This is a genomic window from Campylobacter concisus, assembly GCF_902460715.1.
Classification (GTDB): Bacteria; Campylobacterota; Campylobacteria; order Campylobacterales; family Campylobacteraceae; genus Campylobacter_A; species Campylobacter_A concisus_AK.
The window spans coordinates 236,036-259,531 of record NZ_CABPUX010000001.1; the positions used below are offsets into that span (position 1 = coordinate 236,036).

Annotated in this window: 21 protein-coding genes and 2 pseudogenes; 6 read left to right on the forward strand and 17 right to left on the reverse strand. The window is 38.8% G+C overall.

The features are described from left to right. Positions 1 to 131: 131 nt before the first annotated feature. The 5 genes from F3G91_RS01130 to F3G91_RS01150 form a co-directional block, all read right to left on the reverse strand. Positions 132 to 1,574 carry a potassium/proton antiporter gene (locus F3G91_RS01130; RefSeq protein ID WP_103650212.1) on the reverse strand — a complete coding sequence of 481 codons (1,443 nt, stop codon included), beginning with the start codon at positions 1,572 to 1,574 and terminating at the stop codon, positions 132 to 134. 20 nt (positions 1,575 to 1,594) lie between these two features. Then, complete coding sequence (locus F3G91_RS01135) at positions 1,595 to 2,032, reverse strand: nucleotidyl cyclase domain-containing protein (protein ID WP_002940300.1); 438 nt, start codon at positions 2,030 to 2,032, stop codon at positions 1,595 to 1,597. A gap of 29 nt (positions 2,033 to 2,061) precedes the next feature. Next, positions 2,062 to 3,303, reverse strand: coding sequence for an ArsS family sensor histidine kinase (locus F3G91_RS01140; protein WP_103575996.1), 1,242 nt, complete (start codon positions 3,301 to 3,303; stop codon positions 2,062 to 2,064). Beyond that, on the reverse strand, positions 3,303 to 3,980 hold the full coding sequence (locus F3G91_RS01145; RefSeq protein ID WP_002940190.1) for a response regulator transcription factor: 678 nt from the start codon (positions 3,978 to 3,980) through the stop codon (positions 3,303 to 3,305). The genes F3G91_RS01140 and F3G91_RS01145 overlap by 1 nt, the downstream gene beginning before the upstream one ends. 97 nt (positions 3,981 to 4,077) lie before the next feature. Continuing rightward, positions 4,078 to 5,481, reverse strand: a complete 1,404-nt coding sequence (locus F3G91_RS01150; protein WP_149700434.1) for a Do family serine endopeptidase — start codon at positions 5,479 to 5,481, stop codon at positions 4,078 to 4,080. Positions 5,482 to 5,636: 155 nt separating this feature from the next. Here F3G91_RS01150 and F3G91_RS01155 point away from each other — a divergent pair, with 155 nt between their 5' ends. The 3 genes from F3G91_RS01155 to F3G91_RS01165 are packed head-to-tail and all read left to right on the forward strand — an operon-like array spanning position 5,637 to position 8,540. Then, positions 5,637 to 6,533, forward strand: a complete 897-nt coding sequence (locus F3G91_RS01155; RefSeq protein WP_009293707.1) for a DnaJ family protein — start codon at positions 5,637 to 5,639, stop codon at positions 6,531 to 6,533. A 3-nt stretch (positions 6,534 to 6,536) separates the two neighbouring features. After that, positions 6,537 to 6,911: a heat shock protein transcriptional repressor HspR gene (locus F3G91_RS01160; protein WP_002940240.1), complete on the forward strand. Its 375-nt coding sequence runs from the start codon at positions 6,537 to 6,539 to the stop codon at positions 6,909 to 6,911. 3 nt (positions 6,912 to 6,914) lie between these two features. Further along, positions 6,915 to 8,540 carry a cation:proton antiporter gene (locus tag F3G91_RS01165; RefSeq protein WP_149700435.1) on the forward strand — a complete coding sequence of 542 codons (1,626 nt, stop codon included), beginning with the start codon at positions 6,915 to 6,917 and terminating at the stop codon, positions 8,538 to 8,540. 264 nt (positions 8,541 to 8,804) lie between these two features. Here the strand turns inward: F3G91_RS01165 and F3G91_RS01170 are convergent, their stop codons facing one another. The 3 genes and pseudogenes from F3G91_RS01170 to secA all read right to left on the reverse strand — a co-directional run. Beyond that, a complete protein-coding gene (locus F3G91_RS01170; RefSeq protein WP_149700436.1) occupies positions 8,805 to 10,004 on the reverse strand; it encodes an ABC transporter permease in 1,200 nt (399 codons plus the stop codon). Positions 10,005 to 10,055: 51 nt separating this feature from the next. Beyond that, positions 10,056 to 10,157, reverse strand: a pseudogene (locus tag F3G91_RS10665) (SEC-C metal-binding domain-containing protein); the annotation flags it as partial. Positions 10,158 to 10,265: 108 nt separating this feature from the next. Further along, positions 10,266 to 12,662, reverse strand: a pseudogene (gene secA, locus F3G91_RS01175) (preprotein translocase subunit SecA); the annotation flags it as partial. A gap of 97 nt (positions 12,663 to 12,759) precedes the next feature. On the opposite strand from secA, the gene lolA reads away from it, so the two are divergent. Continuing rightward, positions 12,760 to 13,272, forward strand: coding sequence for a LolA-like outer membrane lipoprotein chaperone (gene lolA, locus F3G91_RS01180; RefSeq protein WP_087578679.1), 513 nt, complete (start codon positions 12,760 to 12,762; stop codon positions 13,270 to 13,272). Positions 13,273 to 13,299: 27 nt separating this feature from the next. Here the strand turns inward: lolA and F3G91_RS01185 are convergent, their stop codons facing one another. Genes F3G91_RS01185 through F3G91_RS01210 form a run of 6 tightly spaced genes read right to left on the reverse strand, consistent with a single transcriptional unit; the run spans position 13,300 to position 18,961 of the window. Beyond that, positions 13,300 to 13,839, reverse strand: coding sequence for a hypothetical protein (locus tag F3G91_RS01185; RefSeq protein WP_149700438.1), 540 nt, complete (start codon positions 13,837 to 13,839; stop codon positions 13,300 to 13,302). Further along, complete coding sequence (locus F3G91_RS01190) at positions 13,836 to 15,155, reverse strand: ATP-dependent DNA helicase (protein WP_149700439.1); 1,320 nt, start codon at positions 15,153 to 15,155, stop codon at positions 13,836 to 13,838. The genes F3G91_RS01185 and F3G91_RS01190 overlap by 4 nt, the downstream gene beginning before the upstream one ends. Then, the gene (locus F3G91_RS01195; protein ID WP_149700440.1) at positions 15,156 to 17,171 is read right to left on the reverse strand and encodes a bifunctional C40 family peptidase/M15 family metallopeptidase; all 2,016 of its coding nucleotides are present in this window, start codon (positions 17,169 to 17,171) and stop codon (positions 15,156 to 15,158) included. It lies immediately after the preceding gene. Beyond that, positions 17,168 to 17,662: a chemotaxis protein gene (locus F3G91_RS01200; RefSeq protein ID WP_149700441.1), complete on the reverse strand. Its 495-nt coding sequence runs from the start codon at positions 17,660 to 17,662 to the stop codon at positions 17,168 to 17,170. The genes F3G91_RS01195 and F3G91_RS01200 overlap by 4 nt, the downstream gene beginning before the upstream one ends. Beyond that, on the reverse strand, positions 17,655 to 18,098 hold the full coding sequence (locus F3G91_RS01205; RefSeq protein ID WP_149700442.1) for a 2-thiouracil desulfurase family protein: 444 nt from the start codon (positions 18,096 to 18,098) through the stop codon (positions 17,655 to 17,657). Before F3G91_RS01205 ends, F3G91_RS01200 begins: the two co-directional genes overlap by 8 nt. Then, the gene (locus F3G91_RS01210; protein ID WP_149700443.1) at positions 18,095 to 18,961 is read right to left on the reverse strand and encodes a D-amino acid aminotransferase; all 867 of its coding nucleotides are present in this window, start codon (positions 18,959 to 18,961) and stop codon (positions 18,095 to 18,097) included. Before F3G91_RS01210 ends, F3G91_RS01205 begins: the two co-directional genes overlap by 4 nt. A 104-nt stretch (positions 18,962 to 19,065) precedes the next feature. Between F3G91_RS01210 and F3G91_RS01215 the strand changes: the two genes are divergently transcribed. Continuing rightward, a complete protein-coding gene (locus F3G91_RS01215) occupies positions 19,066 to 19,572 on the forward strand; it encodes a hypothetical protein (protein ID WP_002940170.1) in 507 nt (168 codons plus the stop codon). On the opposite strand, the gene F3G91_RS01220 is transcribed toward F3G91_RS01215, so the two are convergent. Genes F3G91_RS01220 through rsmH form a run of 3 tightly spaced genes read right to left on the reverse strand, consistent with a single transcriptional unit; the run spans position 19,551 to position 22,710 of the window. Further along, positions 19,551 to 21,500 carry an FUSC family protein gene (locus F3G91_RS01220; RefSeq protein ID WP_149700444.1) on the reverse strand — a complete coding sequence of 650 codons (1,950 nt, stop codon included), beginning with the start codon at positions 21,498 to 21,500 and terminating at the stop codon, positions 19,551 to 19,553. The two genes, F3G91_RS01215 and F3G91_RS01220, sit on opposite strands and share 22 nt — an antisense overlap. Further along, the gene (locus tag F3G91_RS01225) at positions 21,491 to 21,784 is read right to left on the reverse strand and encodes a hypothetical protein (RefSeq protein ID WP_149700445.1); all 294 of its coding nucleotides are present in this window, start codon (positions 21,782 to 21,784) and stop codon (positions 21,491 to 21,493) included. The genes F3G91_RS01220 and F3G91_RS01225 overlap by 10 nt, the downstream gene beginning before the upstream one ends. A 2-nt stretch (positions 21,785 to 21,786) precedes the next feature. After that, positions 21,787 to 22,710: a 16S rRNA (cytosine(1402)-N(4))-methyltransferase RsmH gene (rsmH, locus tag F3G91_RS01230; RefSeq protein WP_149700446.1), complete on the reverse strand. Its 924-nt coding sequence runs from the start codon at positions 22,708 to 22,710 to the stop codon at positions 21,787 to 21,789. Between the two features lie 126 nt (positions 22,711 to 22,836). Between rsmH and F3G91_RS01235 the strand changes: the two genes are divergently transcribed. After that, positions 22,837 to 23,424: a class II aldolase and adducin N-terminal domain-containing protein gene (locus tag F3G91_RS01235; protein ID WP_149700447.1), complete on the forward strand. Its 588-nt coding sequence runs from the start codon at positions 22,837 to 22,839 to the stop codon at positions 23,422 to 23,424. Positions 23,425 to 23,496: the final 72 nt, after the last annotated feature.

Below are 23,496 nucleotides of genomic sequence, written 5' to 3' on the forward strand. Positions count from 1 at the left end.
AGCGAGCATATCACGGCTCTAAATTTAGTGCTAAACGAAGTGCAGCCTAAATTTAGTAGTCTGCTAAGGCAAGCGAGTAAAGTTTTAAAATTTACAAAGAGAAATGAAATGTGGCAAGTTTTATCAAAATTTTAATAAGTCAAATACTTAATCGTATCTTGATAAAGCACTTGATTTTCGCATTGTATCAGCAACAGATCATTTTCTTCAAAGATTGTTGAGCCAGTTGGCTTTTGATACTCGTTTTTACGCTTTATTAAGATTATTAAAAACTCAGTTGGAAGCTCAAGCTGAGCCAAATCTTTGCCAATTAGTTTTGAGCCATCGTGAATGGTGTGCTGGTGAAGTGTGTAGCTTAAGATCGGAGAGTTTTCTACTGCCTTAACATCCTCTTGCTCACTCTCTTTTACTTTAAATTTATCAGCCGCAAAGCCGATCGACATGCCCTGCATCAAAATCGAGATCAAAACCATGAAAAATATAATGTTAAAAATCATATCTGCATCACGCATGCCATCTACATAAACATAGGTAGCTAGCACGACTGGCACGACGCCTCTTAGCCCAACCCAAGAGATAAAAATTTGCTCATTTATCTTAAATTTTGAAAATGCAAGCGATGCAAAAACACCAAGTGGCCTTGCAAAAAACATAAGCCATAATGCCAAAATAAGCGCTAACAGCGCAGTTGCAGGAAGTTGTGAGGGATTTACCAAAAGGCCAAGCGTCAAAAAGACAACTATCTGCATCGTCCAAGCGATACCGTCGTGAAAACCGACTAAATTTTTCTTATGAGAAAACTCTTTTTTGTTTATAAAAATTCCAGCTATATAGACAGCCAAATAGCCATTGCCACCGATTTTAAAGCAAAGCGTATATAAAAGCAATATCCAAGCGATAGAAAAAACTGGATAAAGACCCCAGTTTTTTAGGCGAAGTCTATTAAAAATGGCTGGCAAAGCAACGCCAAATAAATAGCCCATAGCGATACCTATGCCAAACTGCTTAACCAGTGTAATTGCCCACTCAGACGCACTTGGAGTGCTATTTAGTGAGATCATTTGAATGATCGTCATAGTTAAAAATATCGCCATTGGATCGTTTGAGCCAGATTCCAACTCAAGCAATGGTGCAATGCTATTTTTAAGTGAAATTTTCTTAGCTCTTAGTATGGCAAAAACAGCTGCTGCATCTGTTGAAGAGATGATGGAGCCTAGCAAAAAGGCCTCCGCCCAGGTAAAATCAAGCAGATATTTTGCAACTGGAGCGATAGCTAGCGCGGTTAAGAAAACACCAAGTGTAGCGAGCGCTAAACCTCTACCAAAAATAGGCTTAATCGCTGCAAAATCAGTATCTAGCCCACCAGCATAAAGTATAAATATGAGTGCCAGCATACCGACATTTTGAGCGATTACTTGATCATCAAAATTTACACCCAGCAAGCCGTCTGAGCCAGCTAGCATGCCAACGCCTAAAAATATTATTAAAGATGGAATTCCAAATTTATCAGAGATCTTACTTAAAAGAATGCTAGTTATAAGCAAAACTGCAAAAAATAGTAGTAAATTCTCCAAATAAACTCCACAAAATTATATTAAATTATACTTTCAAAAACTTCAAATTTATCTTGATTTACAAGCATCTCAAGCAAGACACCGTAGTTATCTTTTATCTCATCTTGAAGTTTTATAGCAAGCTCTTTTGCGTCTTTTCCATCTTTTGGATAGGTAACTACTAGATCGATCGGCTCAGCGTTTAAAAACTCTTGTATGCCAGTTAGTAGCTCGCTAGCGCCTCTTTCGTTTGTGCCGTGAAGCACGACTACGTAGTGTTCGTTTTCTCTTATGACAACGTCTGTTTGTCTTAGGATTTTTTCAAAAATTTCGCCATATTCTTTACTATTTGGCAAAGAAAAATATATCAAAGATAAATTTTTCGCATAGTCCTTTACGTTTTTGTATCGCTTTATAAAAGCTATCTCAAGATCGATTATTGATAAAATATCAACTGCCGAGAAGATTTTTGCCGCCATTTTTACACTCCTTTTTTGCGGTTTTGATTTTACGCCGCTATTATATCTTGTAAATTTTCAAAAATAAAGACATTCATTCCATTTTTGTATTCATAGCCAAATTTTAGTCCATGAGCCTCAAGGATGTTGCTAACTATATATAAACCTAGACCAAAGCTCTTTTGTGCATCCTCACCTTTTATAAAAGGCTGGATGTAAAAGTCGAGGTCATTTTTTAGCTTCTCGCCTTGAGTTATAAATTTCATATGATCCTTGCTAACCATGATATTTACGTGCTTATCGGTTGAATACTTTATACCATTATCTATCATATTTTTTATAGCTACTGAAAATAGCTTAAAATCAACCATCACCCTAACCTCATCAAGCTCGCTAATGCCAACATGCTCCTTTTCAACCATCGCTATATCGATAGCCTCATCGATAAGATCTCTCATAAGGCAAGGCGTTTTATTTGTAAGTCCTATCTTTGAAGTGATCTGCTCGATTGCTGCAAGCTCGTTTATCAAATTTTCAAGCTTGTGAAAGACGGAGATGAGCCTCTCTTGATTTTTACTTTTTTCTATCATTTGAGCGGCGATCAGCCCCTTTGTGATAGGCGTTTTTAGCTCATGCATGATATTTCTTAAGAAAAGATGCCTTGAGTCATTTAGTGCTTTGATCTGACAAACTGCCTCATAAAATGCCTCTGAAACTTCAGAAATTTCATCCTTGCCGTTGCCGACATTTTGCACGCCGTCAAGCTCGCCATTTGCAAATTTCACGATCTGACGCTTTAGCTTTCTAAGCGGCTTTATCTTATAGATGACAAAGATATAAGCGGCAAGCAAAATGACCGCAACCACCAAAAACACGGCCTTTATCACCTCGTATCTGTAAGGCTGAAATTCTTTATCCATCAAAAGCTTTAGCTCGTCTAAATGCTCGATCTTTAAATAGTGATGCTTATCATAAAGCAAGATAGCACTTGATCCTAGATCGCTTGAAATTTCTTCTAAAACGGCTGCATTTTTTAAAATTTCTTCTTTTTCATTTTTAGCGGTGATCTCTGGCATGTCGATGTTTGAGAGCTGGCGGTCGTACTGAGCTTTGTTTATGATGCCACCCATGTAGAGCAAATTTGTCCTAGCGACGTTTGAGTATTTGTTATTTAGCTCTCTTGTGTAGTTTTGTTTATCAAAGCCCATGAGCCACAAAAAGGCTAGAAATATCGAAACGAGCGCAAGCCCAAAGATAAATGTTATCGTGATAAATATAGAAGATCTTGGCATCAAAGGACCAACTTATAGCCGATGCCGCGGATCGCGTGGATGTATTTTGGCTCTTTTGGATTTTCATTTAGTTTTTGGCGAATTCTGCCGATGATGACGTCGATACTTTTGTTTGAGCTATCTTCATTTATGCTCTCGCAGTTGTAGATGAGCTCCTCTCTAGTGACCGCTCCACCCTCTTTTTGAAGCAGATATTTTAAGATGTCATACTCCGCTGCGGTTAAATTTAGCACGCTTCCTTTAAATAAAATTTCTCGTTCAAATTCTTTTAAAACCAAGTCTTTGTTTAAATTTCTTGCCTCATTTGCAGGGGCTATGCTCTGCCTTCTTAGATGGCTTTTTATGCGAGCAAGAAGCTCTTGTGGGTCATAAGGCTTTGGTAGATAATCATCCGCGCCGTTATCTAGGGCATTTACTTTGTCTGTTATATCGTGCCTTGCACTTGAGATGATGATAGGGATGTTGTGCTTTTTTCTTATCTCTTTGCACACCTCTAGTCCGTCCATGCCAGGAAGAGTGAGGTCAAGTATTACTAGGTCAAATTCGCTCGTATTTAAGGTAGATAGTCCGATATATGGCTCTTCAGCCGTCGTCACTTTTATGTCGTAGTTTTCTAGGTATTCAGTTAAAATTTCAGCAAGCTCCATATCATCTTCTATCATTAAAATTCTAGTCATGATCTTTCCTGTTGTAAATTTATTTTTAAGGATTATAGCAGATAAAGGTTTTAAAAATTTAAAAGAGTTAAGAGCTGAAATTTCAGCTCTTAAGTAGTTATTTTATAACAAGGCCTTGCATGATGCCACCGCGGTTTATCCACACTAGCGTCTTTTTACCTTTTGCGTTTTTAACTGTGCTTGCAAATGTTTGAATATCTTTTATGCTCTCTTCGCCAACTTGAACGATCACATCGCCTCTTTCAAAGCCAAAGTCTTCAGCTTTTGAGCCAGATTTTACGTCAGTTACAAGCACGCCTTGAGTGTCTGGGCTGATCTTATACTTAAATCTTATCTCATCGCTTAGATTACTAACGCTAAGACCTTCGATGATGACGCTTTTTGTCGCATCTTTTGCGTTGTGATCCATATTTACAAGCTTGATTTTTGTATTCATGATTTTATTTGATCGCTCGTAAGTTATATCAACGCTGCTATTTGGAGTTAGCGAGCCGATAAAATTTTTAAGATCATTTGCATTTTTGATAGCTTTGCCATTTGCTGAAATAACCAAGTCGCCTCTTTTTAGCCCTGCCTCATCTGCTGGCATGCCCTGCTCTACGCCACTTATTAAAGCGCCTTCTTTATTTGTGTAAAGCTCTTTTTGCTCATCAGTTAAATTTGCAATCGTAACGCCGATAAATCCACGCTCGATCTTGCCGTCAGTTATCAGCTTTTTAGCGATATCTTTTACCATATTTGATGGTATAGCAAAGCCAATGCCGTTGTTGCCACCACTTCTTGAAAGTATGGCTGAGTTTATACCAACTAAATAGCCCCTGCTATCAACCAAAGCGCCACCTGAGTTGCCAGGGTTTATAGAGGCGTCTGTTTGGATGAAATTTTCATATTGATTAAGTCCGATATCATCTTTATTTAGCCCTGAAACGATGCCTTGAGTGATGCTCTCGCCTACGCCAAAAGGATTGCCTATGGCAAAGACTACGTCCGCGTCAAGTAGCTTTGACGAGTCAGCAAATGTTATCGCATTTAGCCCATTTGCCTCTATCTTTATAACGGCTAGATCGGTTTTTGGGTCGCTACCTATTAGCTTCGCTTTATACTCCTTGCCACCCTTAGCCAAGGTCACAACGATCTGGTCGCTATCTTCGATGACGTGGTTGTTTGTAACGATGTAGCCGTCATTTGAGATGATGACACCAGAGCCAAGAGAGGTTGTCTTTTCTTTCTCTTTTGGTTTTGCAAAGTTAAATCCAAAAAATTCATTAAAAAACGGATCATTAAACATCTGCTCGATACCCGCATTGCTTACTGTTTTTGTAGTCGAGATATTTACTACTGAAAGTTTTGCCTGAGCGATAGAGTCGTAGTATGAGAGCACGCTATTTTTATCGCTTAACGGCGAAACTCTAGTTACATCTTGGTTTGCTTCGTTAAATTTAATATCAGCTCCCATTAGCAAAGAAGCCGCTGCTAATGAAATTAGCATAAATTTTTTCATTTTTTTCCTTTAAATTGAAAATGTCTTGAAATTATAAATAGAGCTTAAAAATAAAATCTTAACGCTTTTTTCTCCTTTGTAAATAAAAATAAACTTGACTTGCATAGACTAAAGTTTTGTGATATAATCCGTGTCAAAAAACATAAGGAGAATATATGAGCGAAAGCTTATATGAAACTTTAGGAGTTTCAAAAGGCGCATCAAGCGACGAGATAAAAAAAGCTTATAGAAAACTTGCTAGAAAGTACCACCCAGACATCAACAAAGACCCTGGTGCAGAGGATAAATTTAAAGAGATAAACGCTGCTTATGAAATTTTAAGCGACGAGAAAAAACGTGCCCAGTATGATCAATATGGCGATAATATGTTTGGCGGTCAAAATTTCCACGACTTTGCCAGAGGCTCGGCCGATATGGGCGATCTAAACGATATCTTGAAAAATATCTTCTCAGGCGGCTTTGGCGGAGGCGGCGCTAAATTTAGCGGAGGTTTTGGCGGAGGTTTTGAAGGATTTGAAGGCTTTGGCGGAGGCGGATTTGGCTTTGGAGGAGCTGACCTAGATGTAAATGCTAAAATTTCTATACCATTTGACGTGGCTGTAACTGGCGGCGAACACAAGATAAATTTTAATGGCGAAAGCATCAAGATAAAGATCCCAAGCGGCATAGAAGGTGGCGAAAAACTTCGCATAAAAGGCAAAGGCAAGAGTGCTGGCGGTCAAACTGGCGATCTCATACTTGCCATTAGCGTTGAGCCAAGCGACGAGTATGAAAGAGTTGGTGATGATCTTTATAAAGATGTAGAAATTCCACTAAAAACTATGCTTTTTGGCGGTAAGATAAATGTGCATACATATAAAAAAGATGTCACGATAAAGATCGCTGAAAACTCAAAAACAGGCACGAAGATCCGCTTGAAAGGATACGGCGTGCAAAACAGAAAGAGCGGAATTTATGGCGATCTTTACTTAAAAGCTAGGGTAAAACTTCCAAATATCAGTGAGCTTGACGAAGGCTTAGTAAAAGAGTTAAAAGAAAAATTACCGGAGTAAAAAATGCAAAATTATGAAGAACCACTTTTTTTAATAAGCGTTGTAGCAAAGGTTTTAAGCATACATCCACAAACTTTAAGACAATACGAAAGAGAGGGACTAGTTGAACCCTCAAGAACAGATGGTAAGATGAGGCTCTACTCACAAAAAGACGTTGATCGCGTCAAAACGATACTAAATTTGACCCGTGAGCTTGGTGTAAATTTAGCAGGTGTTGATGTGATACTTCAGCTAAAAGAGAAAATTGACGATTTAGAAGCAACTATTGATGATTTAAATAAAAAATTACACGAAGCTACCAGTCAAACTAGCACCAAAAGATCGCTAGTAAAGAGAAAAAGTAGCTTTGATCTTGTATTTTACGAAGGCAAAAAATAATATATGGAACAAATTTTAGAAGGCTTCTTGCTTGTCGCTGCGATCTCAGTCGCGTTAAATGTCATTTTTAAGAAATTTCAGATACCAACCATCATCGGCTACATCGTAACCGGCACGCTTATATCAGAATTTTTCAACCTAAAAAGCAACGATGAAATTTCTCATATAGCGGAATTTGGTATCGCATTTTTGATGTTTACGATCGGACTTGAGTTTAGCTTTAAGCACCTGATGAGCATGAAAAAAGAGGTCTTTCTAAATGGCGGTCTGCAAGTTTGCTTAAGTGGCTTTGTGATGGGCATGATGCTCTACTACGCGCTTCATCTAAAGGACGAGACAGCGCTTATTGCTGGTCTTGCCTTTGCTCTATCATCAACTGCGATCGTGCTAAAAACGCTAAATGACAACGGCGATGTGAGTAAAATTTATGGTAGAAAGGCGCTTGGAATTTTGCTATTTCAAGATATCGCCGTCATCCCGATCTTGCTTATGATAGATATGTTTAGCTCGCAAGATGCCTCGATAAATGAGCTTTTATTAAAAACATTTACGAGTGCGGTCATCCTTATCGTTGTGCTATTTTTGCTCGGCAAATATGTCATCAACTGGATATTTTACAAAGTCGTTCAGACAAACTCTCAAGAGGTCTTTATAGCCACGATCCTCTTTTTAGTCGTTGGCGCTAGCACGCTAGCTCACTTCTTTGGCTTTTCATACTCTCTTGGTGCATTCTTAGCTGGCATGATGATGGCAGAGACGCAGTATAAGCACCAGATCGAGGTCGATCTCATACCTTTTAGAGATCTGCTTCTTGGACTATTTTTCATAACCGTTGGCATGCAGATAAATTTTGTAGTCGTGCTCTCAAACATCTGGCTAGTTCTAGGTCTAGTCTTTAGCATAATGGTCGTAAAAGCCATCGTCGTTTTTGCTGTTTTAAATATCTACTTAAAACGCAGGGTAGCTGCTAAGACCGCACTTAGCGTCTGCCAGATCGGCGAATTTGCACTGGCTGTCTTTGGGCTGATGACTACAAGAAATTTACTTGATGTCCAAACAGCTCAAATTTTCATCGCAGCCTCTGTCATATCGATGTTTGCAACACCTTTTATACTTAAAAAGCTTGATGTTTTAGCTGATCTTGTAGAGCGTGAGGTGGTAGTTGAGTCAAACGAGACCTTAAAACCACAAAAACTAAAAAATCACATCGTAGTCTTTGGCTATGATAGGCTCGGTCAAGAGGTCGTTTTAAGGCTAAAAGAGACAAAGCTTTTATACATCGTGCTTGATAACGACATCAGCCTAGTTGAGCTTGGCAGAAGCCGCGGGGAAAATGTATTTTTAGGAAATGTGCTTCAAAGCAACACTCTTGAAAACGCTTGCTTAGACGACGCAGCCGCTGTCATCATAACTGTAAATAACGAGCAAAGAGTTGAGCTAATCGCGCAAAAGATCAAAGACTACGGAGCAAATATCCAAACGATCATCAAAGCAAATGGCGAGGGCAACAAAGATATCTTTGGCGAGCTAGGCGAGAATTTCCACCTTATAAGCGAGGAGCGCGTCATGGCAAAAACCCTTGTTCACGAAGCTCTTCAGTGCAAGATCGACCACGACGTAAGAGCGTAGTAAATTTAGCTTCTTAAAACACGCTTTTTAAGTTCGTTTAAATAAATTGATAAAACTATTAGCAATATTTTTGATTATATAAGAAACAATAAGAAGCTAAAAATTTGTCTGGTCAAAACATCAATGCTAGTCTTAATGAGAAAGAAGTAAAAATTAAAGAACTATCAAAAGATAAAAAATAGAATTTATTACAAATTAAAATAAAAGCATATTAGCCAATAATATGCTTTTAAAATTAAATTTAAAGCCTAGTTTTTCTAGGCTTTACTCATTTCTTAAAGTTTGAAGGACATTTACCTCTGTGGCTTTTTTAGCTGGATAGTAAGACGAGATAGCCACGATAAATACAGCTCCAACGATGATAAGCACAAGATCGATGGTTGAGAGTTCAAGCGGTAGTTTGCTTGAGCCATAGACGTCAGCTGGCAGGTCTATAATGTTGAAATTTCCAAGTAAAAATAGCCCCAAAAAGCCAAGCACTAAGCCAAATATAATGCCACCTCCGCCGATAACTAACCCTTGATAAAAAAAGCTTCTTTTTATCTCGCCTTTGCTAGCACCAAGCGCTAAAAGCAAGGCGATCTCCTGCCTGCGGTTCATCACGGTCATTAGTAGTGAGCTTATGATATTTAGCGACGCCACAAGGATAATTAACATCAAAACGATAAAAAGCGCTCTTTTTTCAAGTGCGAGCGCTGAGAAAAAGTTGCCATTTTGCTCCCACCAGCCAATAGCAACCGTGCCAGCTAGAAGCCCCTCGCGCACCCTTTTTATATCATCAAATGGCTTACTTGAAAAGATGTGAATTCCATCATAAACGCCTTTTGGGTAGTCTAAAATTTTCCTTAATGCATCAACCGAAGTATATGAAAATGCCTTGTCATAGGCGATTAACCCAGATGTAAATGAGCCGCCGATATCAAAGCGCTTCATCTTTGGCGTTAGCGAAAAGCCAGCTGGATCAGCCTTTGTAAAAATAAGCGTTAGTTTTTCATCGTTTCTTAGTCTAAACTCACTCGTTATGCCACTTCCCACAAGTATCTCAAAGCCCTCTAGCTCTTTTTCTTTCAAAGCTTCATTTACAACTGAATTTATCTGCTTTTCATCTTTAAAATTTACGCCATAAATTAGCCCACCTTCAAGCGCATTTGCCGAGCGGTAAATGACCTGCGTGCTGATATATGGACTAAATTTAAGATCACTAAATTTAGCCTTTAGCTCATCTACAAAGCCATCATCGATCGATCCTTTAAAAGCGCTTTGAACGGTTATAGGATAGTTCATCGTAAAAAGTTTGCGCTCAAATTCTTTATCAAATCCGTTCATGATCGCCATCGCAACTATTAAAACCATAAGACCTATGCTAACACCAAGAAAGGCGAGCAAGGCGCTTAGAGCGATAAATGGCTGAGTTTTATCAAATCTTAAATATTTAAAAAGTAGGTACTTTGGTAAGCTTGTCATCAAATAGCCTTTAAAAGATTAAGGCGCTTTGGCGCCTTAAAAGTAGAAATTTTAAGCAAATATGCCTTTTTTAGGGCCACTTTTGCCGTGGCAATCTTTATATTTTTTACCGCTTCCGCAAGGGCATGGAGCGTTTCTTGGTATCTTTTTTTCAGGCGTGAAATTTTCTTCTTCGCCTTGGTTATTATAGCTTAGGGGCTCATTTTCAGCATTTTGGCTAGCTTCTAGCATCATCCTAGCTTGCTCTTCTTGCTCCTCACGGCTCTTAAATCTAACAACTTGAAGCGTCTTAACGCTCTCAGTTTTTAGCCTACCAACTAGCTCCATAAAGAGATTGTAGCTCTCTTTTTTATATTCAACTAGCGGATCTTTTTGATTATACCCTCTAAGGCCAATGCCAGTTTTTAGGATATCCATCTGATAAAGGTGCTCTCTCCACGCATTATCAAGCACTTGAAGATATAAAATTTTCTCTATATCTTTTCTTTGCTCTTCATTTAGCACGCTCATCTTTTCGTTATATCTAACCTCTAAAATTTGCGCTATTTTCTCTACTAGCTCATTATACTCTAGCCCTTTTAGCTCGCTCTCGTCGATCTCTTCGCCACAATCTGCAAGGATGATAGAGCATAAATTTTTAATGTCATAGTCATCTTTCAAGCCGCCATGGAAAATTTCAGCCGTATCAAGTAAATTTGTAGCGTATTCAACCCTATTTTGAGCTATCTTTTCGCTCATATCGTAGCTCTTATCAAGTAGCTCGTCACGGTACTTGTAGATAGTCTTTCTTTGCTCGTTCGCCACGTCGTCATACTCAAGCAAGTGCTTTCTAGCCTCAAAGTGCAAGCTCTCGACCTTCTTTTGAGCATTTTCAACAGCTCTTGTCACCATTCGGCTCTCGATACTTTCGCCCTCGTCGATACCAAGCCTATCCATGATCGCTTTTATGCGGTCGCTACCAAAAATCCTTAAAAGATTGTCCTCTAAACTTAGGTAAAATCTACTCATACCAGGGTCGCCCTGACGTCCAGCACGGCCACGCAGCTGATTATCTATCCTTCTACTCTCGTGCCTTTCTGTGCCGATGATATATAGACCGCCAAGGTCTCTCACCTCATCATTTATCCTGATATCAACACCACGTCCGGCCATATTTGTAGCGATAGTTACAGCACCTTTTACACCAGCTTGTGCGATGATCTCAGCCTCTTTTTCGTGGTTTTTAGCATTTAGCACAGAGTGTGGGATGCCTGCTTTTTTAAGCATCTCATGAAGCACCTCACTGCGCTCGATACTTGCAGTTCCCACAAGCACTGGCTGACCCTTTTCGTGAGCCTTTTTAACTTCGTCGATGACAGCTTTAAATTTCTCATTTTGAGTTTTGTAGATAAGGTCGTTTTGATCGATCCTCTTAACTGGCACGTTTGTTGGGATCGAGATAACTTCAAGGTTATAAATTTGAGAAAACTCAGTAGCCTCTGTCTGAGCCGTACCAGTCATACCAGCAAGCTTTTTATACATCCTAAAGTAGTTTTGATATGTTGTATCAGCAAGCGTTTGGCTCTCTTCTTGAATTTTCACGCCCTCTTTTGCCTCAAGTGCTTGGTGAAGTCCCTCGCTAAAGCGCCTGCCCTCGCTTAGACGTCCTGTAAATTCATCAACGATGACAACCTCGCCATCTTTTACAACGTAATGAACATCTTTTTCAAAGAGATTGTGCGCCTTTAGAGCTTGATCTAGGTGGTGGCTTAGCACGGCGTTTTCAAGGTTGTATAAATTTTCAACTCCAAAGAGCTTTTCAGCCTTGCTTATGCCAGCTTCTGTGATCATTATCGTTCTATTTTTTTCATCTACTATGAAATCCCCAGTTGGCTTTGAGCCTGGCACATTTGGATCAGCTGGAGTGCCTCTGGTAAGCTGTTTTGCGACTTGATCGGCTCTTATGTAGCCATCAAGCGTGCGGTTTGTTGGACCAGAGATGATAAGTGGCGTTCTAGCCTCATCTATCAAGATACTATCGACCTCGTCAACGATGACGAAGTTATGGCCTCTTTGCACCTTTTGACCAGCTTCAAATTTCATATTATCACGCAGATAGTCAAAGCCAAATTCTGAGTTTGTGCCGTATGTTATGTCAGCGTTATAGGCAGCTTGTCTTACTTCATCGTCGTATCCGCCACTTAGTATCACATCTACGCTTAAGCCTAAAAAGTTATAAAGCTCGCCCATTTGCGTCGCGTCACGCTTTGCAAGGTAGTCATTTACGGTAACTACATGCACGCCCTTACCGCTCATCGCATTTAAGATAACTGGCAAAGTCGCAACCAAGGTCTTACCCTCGCCCGTCTTCATCTCAGCGATCCTGCCCTCGTTTAGCACCATACCACCGATTAGCTGCACATCAAAATGGCGCATCTTAAGCACCCTTTTGCTAGCCTCTCTAACGATCGCAAAAACATCATTTAAAATTTGATCTAAAGTGACTTTCTCTTCGACGACTTGGGCTTTAAGCTCGTTAAATTTGATCTTAAGCTCATCGTCGCTCATCTTCTCGTAAGTTGGCTCTAGCGCATTTATCTGCGCCACACGTTTTATATATTTTTTGACTTCTCTATCGTTTTTCGTGCCAAAAATCTTTCTAAATACCGATGAAATCATTACTTTACCTTCCTAAATTTTTAAACTTTGGATCTTAGCATAGTTTAACTATTTATTTAATTAAACTGGGCTAGAATACGCCAAAAAAGGATAAAAAATGAGAAAATTTTTGATAGCTTCTCTTGTCGCAGTTTGCTCATTTGGCGCTGGCTTAAATTTTAAAAGCCTGCAAAGTGACTTTACGCAAACCGTCTTTAGCGAGGGTAAAAGTGTAAATTATAAGGGTAGATTTTACGCTAAAAACGACAACACAGCGCTTTGGATATATGAAAGTCCAACACCAAAGAGAATTTACTTTGACAAAGACAAGGTGGTCGTGATCGAAGATGAGCTTGAGCAAGCCATCATTTCAAGACTAGATGACACGCCAAATTTGACGCAGGTTTTGGCCCACGCAGAGCAAATTCAGCCTACACTTTATAAGGCGATATATGACGGAGTTGAATACTTTATAACGATCAAAAACACGCTTCCAACGACGATTGACTATAAAGACAAGCTTTCAAATAAGATAAAGATAACCTTAAGTAACCCTGTAAAAGACGCACTCATCCCAAAAGAGACGCTAACTCCAGTCATCCCACAAGGTTACGACATCGTAAATCAATAAATTTGGCTAGCTTTTAGCCAAATTTACTCACTTCTCTCCGAAGTCTTTTCCAAATTCTTGCACATTATTTAGATCAATAGGCTTTTGCACCACATCGTTTGGATCAGGTGCGACGATGATCTCATTGCCTTTTTTCTTCTTCTCTGACTTTGTCATCACATCTTCATTTACGCTTGGATCAGAGCATAAATTTTGGCTTTTTATCGCTTTTATGATCTCGCTTAGCTCCAAATTATTTATCACTTTGATGTTTAAAATAAGCACGTCGTCGATGTCAAGCGAGTGTTTTTTGGCTGCATATTTCATAAAGAGCTCTTTAAATTTCTCTTTTCCCATTGAGGTTAGGATGTCCTCCACGTAAAAGCTGCCAACAACGACGTTTAGCGAGTCAAGCACGTAAGCTTCGTTCTCCTCCACGTCACGTCCGACAACTTCAAGGTTCATGCTTATCTTTTTTGTTAAATTTTGTCCAGCTTTTGAGTAGATATCTGTTTGAAAGTCACTCACTTTTAGCACATCTGCAAATGCAAAAACGCCAAAAACAAGGCTTAAAAATAGCTTTTTCATAAACTCTCCTTAATATGCAAAAATACGTTTTCTTGGTAAAATTTCTTAACTTCGTCGTCAATTTTAACCACTTTTCTTAAATGCTGCCTAAAATCACTTTTCTTATCATAAAAAAGTTTTAAATTTTTAGGATTTACCGCTCGAGAAAGTGCGACGTAGAGCTGTCCTTTGGCAAAGATGTGGTTGATGTTGCAAATGAGCGAATTTATACTCATGCCTTGAGACTTGTGGATAGTTAGCGCATAGGCTAGCTTAAATGGAAACTGATAAAGCGAGGCTTGCACGTTCTCTTCGATCTCGTCTTCGTTTAAATTTAGCGCGCAAAAGTTGTAGGCGCACTTTTCTATCTCGCATATCTCGCCGCTATCTTTTTGCACAATCACACTTGAAATGGCGCCATTTTCTTTTAAAATTTGCATGATCTTGCCCTGCTCGCCGTTGTAGTATTCACCCCATTTATTTGAAGTAAAGATGATCTTAGCCCCTATCTTCATCTCCAAATTTCGCGAGATATTTAGCGTGTTTGCCCACTTTTCAAACTCTTTTTTATCTAAATTTTCATCCATAACAAGCACGTCCGAGTTTGAAATTTCAAGCGGAGTGTTAAGTGCGAGAAGCCTCTTTTGATTTAGCATCTCAGCCTCTGCATTTCTGCCAAAAAGCACACTAGTCTCGCTATCTGGCTCGATAGCTCCCACTCGCAAGCTCTCGATGTAGGCAATCATCTCATCATCTAGCTCGCCAACTCTAAGACGAGAGAGAATTTCATAAAATTTAAGATCATTTGTGCGTTTTGAGAGCAAAAGCTCAACATTTGTAAATTTCATATCCTCCCACGCACTGGAGTTAAAAGCGTATAAAAAGTTAAAAAGTTTGCTCTCATTTTGCTCTTTTTGCACGGGTGGCAGCTGATAAAAGTCGCCCACTATAAGCACCCTGCCTTTAAATTTAGATGTAAGCAAGCGGTATCTTATCATCTCCATAACATTTGAGCTAACCATCGAAATTTCGTCTATTACAAGCAGATCGCAAGCGTCTAGCATATTTCGTAGCTTGCTTAGCTTATCTTTTTGGCGGTAGTCAAGCCGTCTTAGCTCCTCGTAGTCCTTGCAGTAGCCAAATTTAAAAAAGCTATGCAAGCTCACGCCTCCAAGACTAACAGCGCTTATGCCAGTTGAGCCAAGGATGACGACATTTTTAAAATTTTCTTTGTAGTGTCTGATGATGGAGGCGGTTAGATAGCTCTTGCCAACACCGCCGCCGCCAGTTAAAAAGACATTTGAGCGAGATAAAATTTCTAAAATTTGATCTTTCATCTACTCAAACATCTCTGGGCGATACTCAAAATGCATCGTATCAAAGTGCTTCCAGCGTCCGCCCCAGATAAATTTATGCTTTTCAAATACTCGCACGATCTTTTCAGGGATCAAATTCTCATAGCTCTTGCTCCACTGCCAGTAGTGGCTCTTTTTTACATTTATATCGATCGCGATGCCGTAGCTGTGCGCGCTTAGGCGGTTTGTGCCAGCGATGATGCGCCACTTAAATGTCCCGCCTGGATCTTTTAGGTACAGAAGTAAATTTGGATCGCTCTTTACCATCTCGTTTAGCTCATTGCTCACCTCTTGCAAGGCAGCTGCAGCGCCATTTTTAGAGTTAAATTTTAAAGGCAAATTTAAAAAATCTTTTAGCCAGATAACATCTACTAAATTTGCTTTTACCGCGCTCTCACTTGAGCCATAAATTTTGCCTAAAAGCTCGTAGTTTCTGCATCTACCAGCATCACTTAAAGCCGCGCTAAGTGGCGAAAACGCAGCGTAATCAAGTGCATTCATATCCTCTATATCAGCCCCAGCGCTGCACTCTTCATCTTTTTGTTTAAAATCATCATAGACTAAACTCGTGCCATCACTAAAATTAACCAAATTTTCTTCGATCTTTACGCCATAAGCTCGCTGTAAAGCCGAGATCTTTCTAGCCTTATCTAGCATCCCTTGTTCAGGCCTCATCACATTTATAGAATCAACCTTAGAGATAAGCAAATTTGCACTTTGTATGTCGCTTCTGTTTTGTCCGATGTTTAGCGTAGTTATCGCGGTCGCTCCAATTAGCGCACGGCCATTATTTGCAGTCTTTAGTCCCCAAGCATCATGCACGACGTAGATATCATCGCCCTTGTATCCAGCATAGAGCATGATGTGACCTGGTAGATGCACGAGCGTGAGATATGGCACGCCTTTTTCTTTTATCTCTTTGCTCTTTGCAGCGTTGCTAAGGCCTTTTAGATTGATCTTTTCTCCCATATTTGCCTGCGCCCTTGAGTTCCTAGGTAACCACACGCCAAAGCTTGCTAGCAAGTCTTTTGTAAAAAGCGAGCAGTCTCTTAGCTTATCCACCCCGCCCCAGCCATAAGGCTGAGTAAGAAGCGAGCTAAGAATTGTTTTTAAATTTGAGTCATTAAATTTAAGTGGGAAAAGGGCACTAAAAGACTTTGGGAGGACAAACTCCCTAAGCATATTTCTTACATAAATTTTGCCGTAGTAGTTTTTGTCATCTTGCGCTAAAACTGGCAGTATCGCGCCGACACGTGAGTAAAACAAAAAGTTTCCGCCCTTGTCATAAACTGGCATCTTGTCGGTTTTTATCGTTACAAAGCTTGATTTTTGATAGGCAAGCGCCTCTTCATCGCTTATAAATTTGATATCTTCAACCTTCACCCAGCCCCAAACCGCATCATCACTCACAAACGCCCACGCCCTATCTTTTGAGAGGTGCGATACAAAGAGCGGATGAGCGATGCTCAGGGTGGATTCTTGCAAATAATCAAACGGATAGCCCTCACCTGGGGTTTGCGGGTTTAAAAATATCGGCTCGTCGGTTGGAAAATTTCTTACAGCTGTGTTTGCAGAAGTTAGAGCGTAAGCTGAAATTTGCAAAAAGCCAGCGAAATTTGCATTGTCCTTTTGTGCGTCAAACCAGCTTTGAGGTATCTGCCTAAAATTTGAGCCAAAATACTTTCTCTTCTCGCTTGGTTTATATACATTAAACGCCCAAAAAGCGTCATTTGGGTTAAATTTCACGCCTCTTAGAGTAAAAACTTTAAACCTTCTTTTTAAAATTTCATCTTGAGCAAAACTCGCACTTTGCATATTTTGAGGTAGCGACGAGGCGTCTTGTTTTACTTCAAATTCAAGCAAGCTGATGCGCTCATTTGGCTTATAAACATTTTCATCTGGCAGGGCATTTTGCTGCTTGTTTGGCTCTGGTTTTGTTGTCTGCGAACAACCCAAAAACAAAGCAACACTAAGTGCTAAAAATATACCTTTTTTCAAATTTCTTCCTTATCCTTAAATATAGCTTCTACTATCAAAACAAAGATATAAAACATCTTTTCATCGTTATTTTTGCAAATTTGCCTCATCGTCTCGTTTTGATCTTTGACCTTTATATCGTTTGATCTTAAAATTTCTGCAATGTCTGAGCCAAATTTCTTTGAAATTTCCCCAACTTTGACATCATTTAGCGCGTTTAAAAATCTTGTCGTGTTGCAGTCCATCTGCACTGGCTTGTGCTTTAAGATATTTTTAAACTCAAGACTTAGCTTTTTTAGCTTTTTCTTCTTAACGTAGCTGTGAATGATAGTTAAAACAACCAAGCTAAAGCCAAAGAAAATGTGCAAATTTAGCGAATTTTCGCTCATCTCTCCCTTTAAAAAGAGCACGCCGCTTACAAAAAGCCCCACCACGCAGACAAAAAGTAGCAGCAAGATGATGTATTTAAAGATGACCTCGAGCCAGACGTTATCTTTTAGCCTCTCAAACATCAAGCTGCCCTATCTCATCTTCGCTAAAAACTAAAATTTCATTTTCTTTTAGTAGTTTTGCCGCTACGCCGTCGCCTAAAATGAGCCTTTTAGTGAAGCTTCCATCATAAATTTGCCCGCTCCCACAGCTTGGGCTTCTAGCTTTTAAAATAGCCTTTTTACAGCCATTTAGCTTAGCTATCTTTAGGCAAATTTCAGCCCCAAATTTAAAATTTTCGCTCACATCTTTAGCTGTTTTTGTGACGACTAAGCCATCTTTCATCTCAGCTGGATCTCTTGGCGTGCTAAGTCCGCCAAACACCTCTGGACAGACAAAAAGCAGATGATATTTTTTTGAAATTTCATCCAAAATGCCACTACCCAAAAGGTTATTTTCGCCGTTAAATTTGCAGTTTATGCCAGCAAGACAAGCGCTTATTAAGACCTTTTCTCTCAAAGCCCAGCTTCTTTTAAAAGCTCGCTAGCATAAATTTCACGAAGTTTGCTTGAAATTTCACCCACTTTTGCGCCGTTTATAGCCTTGCCGTCAGCATAGATGACTGGCAAAAGGATGAGCGTAGCAGCCGAGATAAAGACTTCATCAGCCGCGTAAACCTCGTCCATGCTAAATTTACGCTCCTCTATCTTTAGACCGATATCTTTAGCTATCCTTAAAAGCCTCATACGGCGGATCCCTGGCAAAATTTCATTTGAAAGTGGCTTGGTGATGAGGGTTTTATCTTTGATGATAAAAGCACTCGAGCTACAGCCCTCTGTGACAAAGCCGTTTTCTACCATAAAGCCCTCGTCTGCGACCTTTTTGTGAGCCTCATTTTTAGCGTAGCACTGAGCTAGAAGCGAGATCGACTTGATGTCGCGCCTCTTCCACCTGATGTCCTCGACGCTTACCACTTTTATGCCAGTTTTTGCAGCTGGGTTGTTTAAAATTTCACTCTCGTAGCAAAAGATGAAGACGCTTGGGGTTAAATTTTCCATAAAATAGAAATTTCTAAACGCCACGCCTCTTGTTACTTGCATGTAAATTCCGCCCTCTTTTAAGGCGTTTTTGGCGATCATCTCATTTAAGATCGCTTCAAATTTCTCTTTTTCGTAAGGCAGGCTTATATCTATCTCATTTAAGCTTCTCTCAAATCTCGCCCAAAAGCCCTCTTTATCGACCATTTTTGAATTTATCACAGGTACTACTTCATAAATTCCATCACCAAATATAAATCCTCTATCAAACGCGCTAACTTTTGCCTCATCTTTTGGCAAAAACTCGCCATTTAAAAAGACCGTTTCTAAAGCTTTATCTGCCATTTTTAGCTCCTTAAATTTTAGGCAAATTGTATCTAATTTTGTTTGAATTTATAGATTTTTAGATACAATGAGCTGAAATTTTTAAGGTAAAAAGTCTATAAAAAATGAAAGAAAATCTAAGAAACACTATCATTAAAAATATTTTTTTCGTCTCAAAACAGCCAGTTTTATTTAGAGATTTACTTGAAGCAAATGCCCTTTTTAACGAAGGTATGCTAGTTGATGGCGCAAAGCTAAATTTTAGATTTAACCACGTGAAGCTCTATCAAATTTACGCACTTATCTGCTTTGTAGTCTTGTTTCCGCTTCTTATCATCACGCACCACTTTTTAGCAAAAGCCGACGCTCACATCTCGATAATAGCAACCACCATCGTCACTTCAGCTGTTTTTATCGGATTTGATATGTTTAAGGTTTGGGCAAGAAGAGAGATAAGCTTGGATCTTATAAAAAAGGCTTGGAGCGTGCATTTTCCATATTTTGGATATGAAAAGTATTCAAGCAAGGTTGAAGAAATTTACAACACCGCTCTTAAAAATGACGTTTCAAAAAAAGATTTAGAACAATATATATATGAAAAGCTAATCTCTCAAAAAGAGAGCGCTGAGTAAATTTCATTTTGTTTTAAAGCAACTCGTAAAATTAGCTTTTTAACATTTTCGTCTTTGCAAAGTAGCTTCGCTTCTATCTCACTTATGAAATAATATGGAAGCTTCCTCGTCTTTTTATCTAACATCAAAAACCTATCTGAGATGATTTTTATATCATTTTGCAAGGCGTTTTTCTCTTTTAACTCATCTAAATTCAGATAATTTCTAAGCTTAACTAGATCGCTATTTATATCATCAAGCTTGCTAGCTATAAATTTTGCATTTTTCATATTATCATCGTCTAAATTTTTACTAACTTTTATAGCGTAGTTTAGCTCATTTAGCGAGCCTAAAATCGCTTTTTCATCCGTGCTAAAAGCATCTTTGTTTGACTCATTTAGAGAAATTTGCACTAAATTTCTAAAACCTATCAAGGCACTGCTTAAGCTATCTTTTATCGCTGTATAGTCATTTTTTCTAGTTAGTAGATATGTGACAAAAACTATCAAAAAGCCAGCTGCCACATCAAGCAGTCTATCGACCATAAGGGCTAAAAAGTCTCTTTTTATAAGCGAAAAAATAGCTGTAAATTCAAACATAAAAGCCGTTGCAAAGACGATTTGTTTGTAGGATTTAAGATAATAAACCAAAAACATGCCGATAAAGATAACCACGTAAAATGCGTATGATTCACCCATAAATTTCACAAAAGCAAGCGCGATAAAAAAGCCGATAACTCCGCCAAGAAGGCTATCTCTGCCTGCATTTTTCAAAGCATCTTCGTCGCTTTTGTTTAGGCTCATCACTGCTATGGCGATCCAAATTCCATGATTTATATGCATCGCCTGCGCTATAAAAATGGCTATCGACATACAAATGGCAAGCCTTAAAGACTCTTTTAATATTTCATTTTTTAAATTTAGCTTTTTAAATGCCTCTTTTAGCGTGATCTTTTTTGTGTTATTAAACGAGAGTTTGTCCTCGCCGCCCTCTTTTATAAGCAAAAATTTATCATAAAGCACGCCAAGCGAGCTTGCAAAAATTTTAAAATTTGAGTTTTTAGCTAAATTTAGCGCATCAAATTTTAGCTTTAGAGTTTGATTTTTGAAAATTTTTTTAAGCTCAAAAAGGTTGTAAGCGATCTCATTTTTTACCTCGTTTAAAAGCGCTTTGTCCTCGATCCTTTCAAACGAAGCGCCCAATGTTCGAAGCAAAAGAGCGATCTCTTCAACTTTATAAAAATAAAATAGCGCTTTGGCTTGATTTCTAACTAGCTTGACATCTTTTATCTTTAGGCTTTTGTTTGCAAAAATTTCTTTTGATTTATCAATCGAGCTCATCAAATCTGCGATACTTGCGTAAAAATGGCTCGTGCCAAGTGCCTTGCTTGATAAGATGGCGCTGTCTAGTAAAAAGCTGATGCTCTTTTTAGTAAATTTGCCGTATTTGCCAAAGTTTTCAAATTTTATGATGATGCTTAGCACGCCAGCAAGCACCAGACCGCCGATGCTATCAAGCACATTTAGCCCAACTGCAGCCTTTGTCACAAAGGCAACTAGCCCTGTTGCATTTACGGCAAGTAAAATTTTGTTTAAATTTGAGCTATAAATTTGGCTAATGCCTACTACAAATATCCAGACAAATACGATAAGCGAGAGCCAAACGCCAAGGCTCATAAGGGGTGCAACAAAGGGCATAAAAGCGCAAGAAAGCGCGATGTAAAGTAGCAAAAATGCAAATTTGCTCCTATCTTTGCACTCAAGCTCACCAAGAAAGAAGATACCCATCGTGATATTTACAGCCATGATAGCGCCACTTAGATGAAAGAAGTAAAAGCACAAAAAGCAGTTAAAAGCGATGGTCGTGGCAGCTTTTAGCGAGTAGATGAGCTGGAAATTTGCAGGGTCGTAGTAGTGGATAAAGCTTTTAAATTTCTTAATTATTTCCATTGACGCTCTTGCATATTGTTTAAAATTTGATTTTTATAACGCAAATTTTCAAGCTTTATGCTAAGAGCTCTGTTTTCTTCAAGGAGCATATCTCGTTTGCCGCTGATGTCAGCGATATCTCTACTTATATAATAAATTTGATTTGCTATATAAATTTTTGGCAAAAATAGAACTAGTGCTATAAAAACCGCCAGATAGACCATCACTAGCGTCTTAAAGCTTAAATTTACCTCACGTTTTTGCTCCTCGTCGTGAAGTGTTAGCAGCTCTTCTTTTTCTTGCATCTTTATCCTTTTATCTTAAAAACACGCAGTTTTGCGCTCTTGCTTCGTGAGTTTTGTGCTAGCTCACTTTGGCTTGCTGTTAGTGGTTTTTTAGTCAAAATTTCGCCTAGTTCGTGGTTGTTTCCGCACTCACATCGGTAGATGCCAGGCGGGCAGATACAGCTGTTTGCCCACTTTTTGAAGCGCTCTTTTACGATCCTATCTTCAAGCGAGTGAAATGTTATGATCGCCACCAAACAATCTTTAAAACCGCCCTTTTCTATACTATCAAGCAAATTTGTTAGCTCATCTAGCTCGCCATTTACCTCTATCCTGATCGCCTGAAAAGCAAGGATGGCAGGGCTAACACCGCGCCCTTTTATCTGGGCTGTGCCTATTATATTTGCAAGCTCTTTTGCGCTTGTTATCTCGCCTAAATTTCTAGCATTTATTATCTTATTTGCGATCCCAGAGGCATTTTTTAACTCGCCGTAATCCCTAAAAATCCTAACTAACTCATCAAACGAGTAGCCATTTACCACGTCATAGGCGCTAAATCCTCGCTCTATATCCATGCGCATATCAAGCGCGCTTGAGCCAATGCCAAAGCCTCTATCATCTTTATCTATCTGCAAAGAGCTAACGCCAATGTCAGCCAAAATTCCTCTAACGTTTGAAATTTCATCGCTACTAAGTTTACTAATAAGCTCAGAGAAATTGCTCTTATAAATTTTTACTCTGCTGCCAAATGACTCAAGTTTTTTGAGCGAGAAATTTATAGCTTCGATGTCTTTGTCACAAGCGATCAAATTTAAATTTTCATTTTGAGACAAAATGGCACTAGAATGTCCAGCATATCCAAGTGTGCAATCTATAAAATTTCCACACAGGTCTTTAAAAAATGATAAAACTTCGTCAAGTAAAACACTAATATGCGGACTTTGCAACACTGCCTCTTTTATGAAATTAGTGTGAAAATTTATCGAAATTTTACTTAAAAAGCTATCATTACATAAAATTTTACACAAATTTTAAGATAGCTTAAATATAATCACCCAAACATAGGAGAAAAAATGGACTTATTGCACTCAACAAATGAGATAAAAAAGATATCTCTTTCGATGTTTAGAAAGAATTTTTTTGGTGTTTTTCATGGTTCTATCTCAGCAAGAGTAGAAAAAAATCAATTCATCATCAACAAGCAAAGTGCCATTTTTGACGACTTGCAAGATAGTGATCTAACGCTTCTTTCATCAAAAAAAGACTACCGATGGAATGATGCAAGCTTGGATGCTGATATACACTTAAATATCTACAAAAACATAAATGAAGCAAAATTTGTCTGCTACGCCATGCCTCCATACGTGACAGCTTATGCAATGAAACATGGAAAGATCGCACCAAAAGACTATTTTGGATGCATGAGATTTAATGAAATTTTAGTCTATGATCCAAAGCAGTTTGACGACTGGTATGAGCGTGCTGAGACAGAAATTTATAGGGCGATGATAGAGAAAAATACTAACGTCGTCGTGATCAAAGGATACGGCGTTTACGCGTATAGCAGGAGCCCTCAGCTACTTGCAAAAGATATAGCCTTGTTAGAAAACAGCTGCAAACTGCTTCATTTTACTGGTGATTACAGCGATTTTAGCATTTAAATTTTTGCTAACAAAGATAAAAAATGTTAGTAAAAAATTTAACAAGAAACGTTTTTATAAAGCCCCATTTTA

What these genes read in the sequence shown, in the direction of transcription:
- F3G91_RS01200 (WP_149700441.1), bottom strand. Translation starts at nt 17,662, where the DNA reads ATGTTTGAGAGGCTAAAAGATAACGTCTGGCTCGAGGTCATCTTTAAA.
- F3G91_RS01145 (WP_002940190.1), bottom strand. Translation starts at nt 3,980, where the DNA reads ATGACTAGAATTTTAATGATAGAAGATGATATGGAGCTTGCTGAAATT.
- F3G91_RS01225 (WP_149700445.1), bottom strand. Translation starts at nt 21,784, where the DNA reads ATGCAAGAAAAAGAAGAGCTGCTAACACTTCACGACGAGGAGCAAAAA.
- lolA (WP_087578679.1), top strand. Translation starts at nt 12,760, where the DNA reads ATGAGAAAATTTTTGATAGCTTCTCTTGTCGCAGTTTGCTCATTTGGC.
- F3G91_RS01220 (WP_149700444.1), bottom strand. Translation starts at nt 21,500, where the DNA reads ATGGAAATAATTAAGAAATTTAAAAGCTTTATCCACTACTACGACCCT.
- F3G91_RS01170 (WP_149700436.1), bottom strand. Translation starts at nt 10,004, where the DNA reads ATGACAAGCTTACCAAAGTACCTACTTTTTAAATATTTAAGATTTGAT.
- F3G91_RS01165 (WP_149700435.1), top strand. Translation starts at nt 6,915, where the DNA reads ATGGAACAAATTTTAGAAGGCTTCTTGCTTGTCGCTGCGATCTCAGTC.
- F3G91_RS01215 (WP_002940170.1), top strand. Translation starts at nt 19,066, where the DNA reads ATGAAAGAAAATCTAAGAAACACTATCATTAAAAATATTTTTTTCGTC.
- F3G91_RS01185 (WP_149700438.1), bottom strand. Translation starts at nt 13,839, where the DNA reads ATGAAAAAGCTATTTTTAAGCCTTGTTTTTGGCGTTTTTGCATTTGCA.
- F3G91_RS01210 (WP_149700443.1), bottom strand. Translation starts at nt 18,961, where the DNA reads ATGGCAGATAAAGCTTTAGAAACGGTCTTTTTAAATGGCGAGTTTTTG.
- F3G91_RS01140 (WP_103575996.1), bottom strand. Translation starts at nt 3,303, where the DNA reads ATGCCAAGATCTTCTATATTTATCACGATAACATTTATCTTTGGGCTT.
- F3G91_RS01160 (WP_002940240.1), top strand. Translation starts at nt 6,537, where the DNA reads ATGCAAAATTATGAAGAACCACTTTTTTTAATAAGCGTTGTAGCAAAG.
- F3G91_RS01235 (WP_149700447.1), top strand. Translation starts at nt 22,837, where the DNA reads ATGGACTTATTGCACTCAACAAATGAGATAAAAAAGATATCTCTTTCG.
- F3G91_RS01155 (WP_009293707.1), top strand. Translation starts at nt 5,637, where the DNA reads ATGAGCGAAAGCTTATATGAAACTTTAGGAGTTTCAAAAGGCGCATCA.
- F3G91_RS01150 (WP_149700434.1), bottom strand. Translation starts at nt 5,481, where the DNA reads ATGAAAAAATTTATGCTAATTTCATTAGCAGCGGCTTCTTTGCTAATG.
- F3G91_RS01190 (WP_149700439.1), bottom strand. Translation starts at nt 15,155, where the DNA reads ATGAAAGATCAAATTTTAGAAATTTTATCTCGCTCAAATGTCTTTTTA.
- F3G91_RS01135 (WP_002940300.1), bottom strand. Translation starts at nt 2,032, where the DNA reads ATGGCGGCAAAAATCTTCTCGGCAGTTGATATTTTATCAATAATCGAT.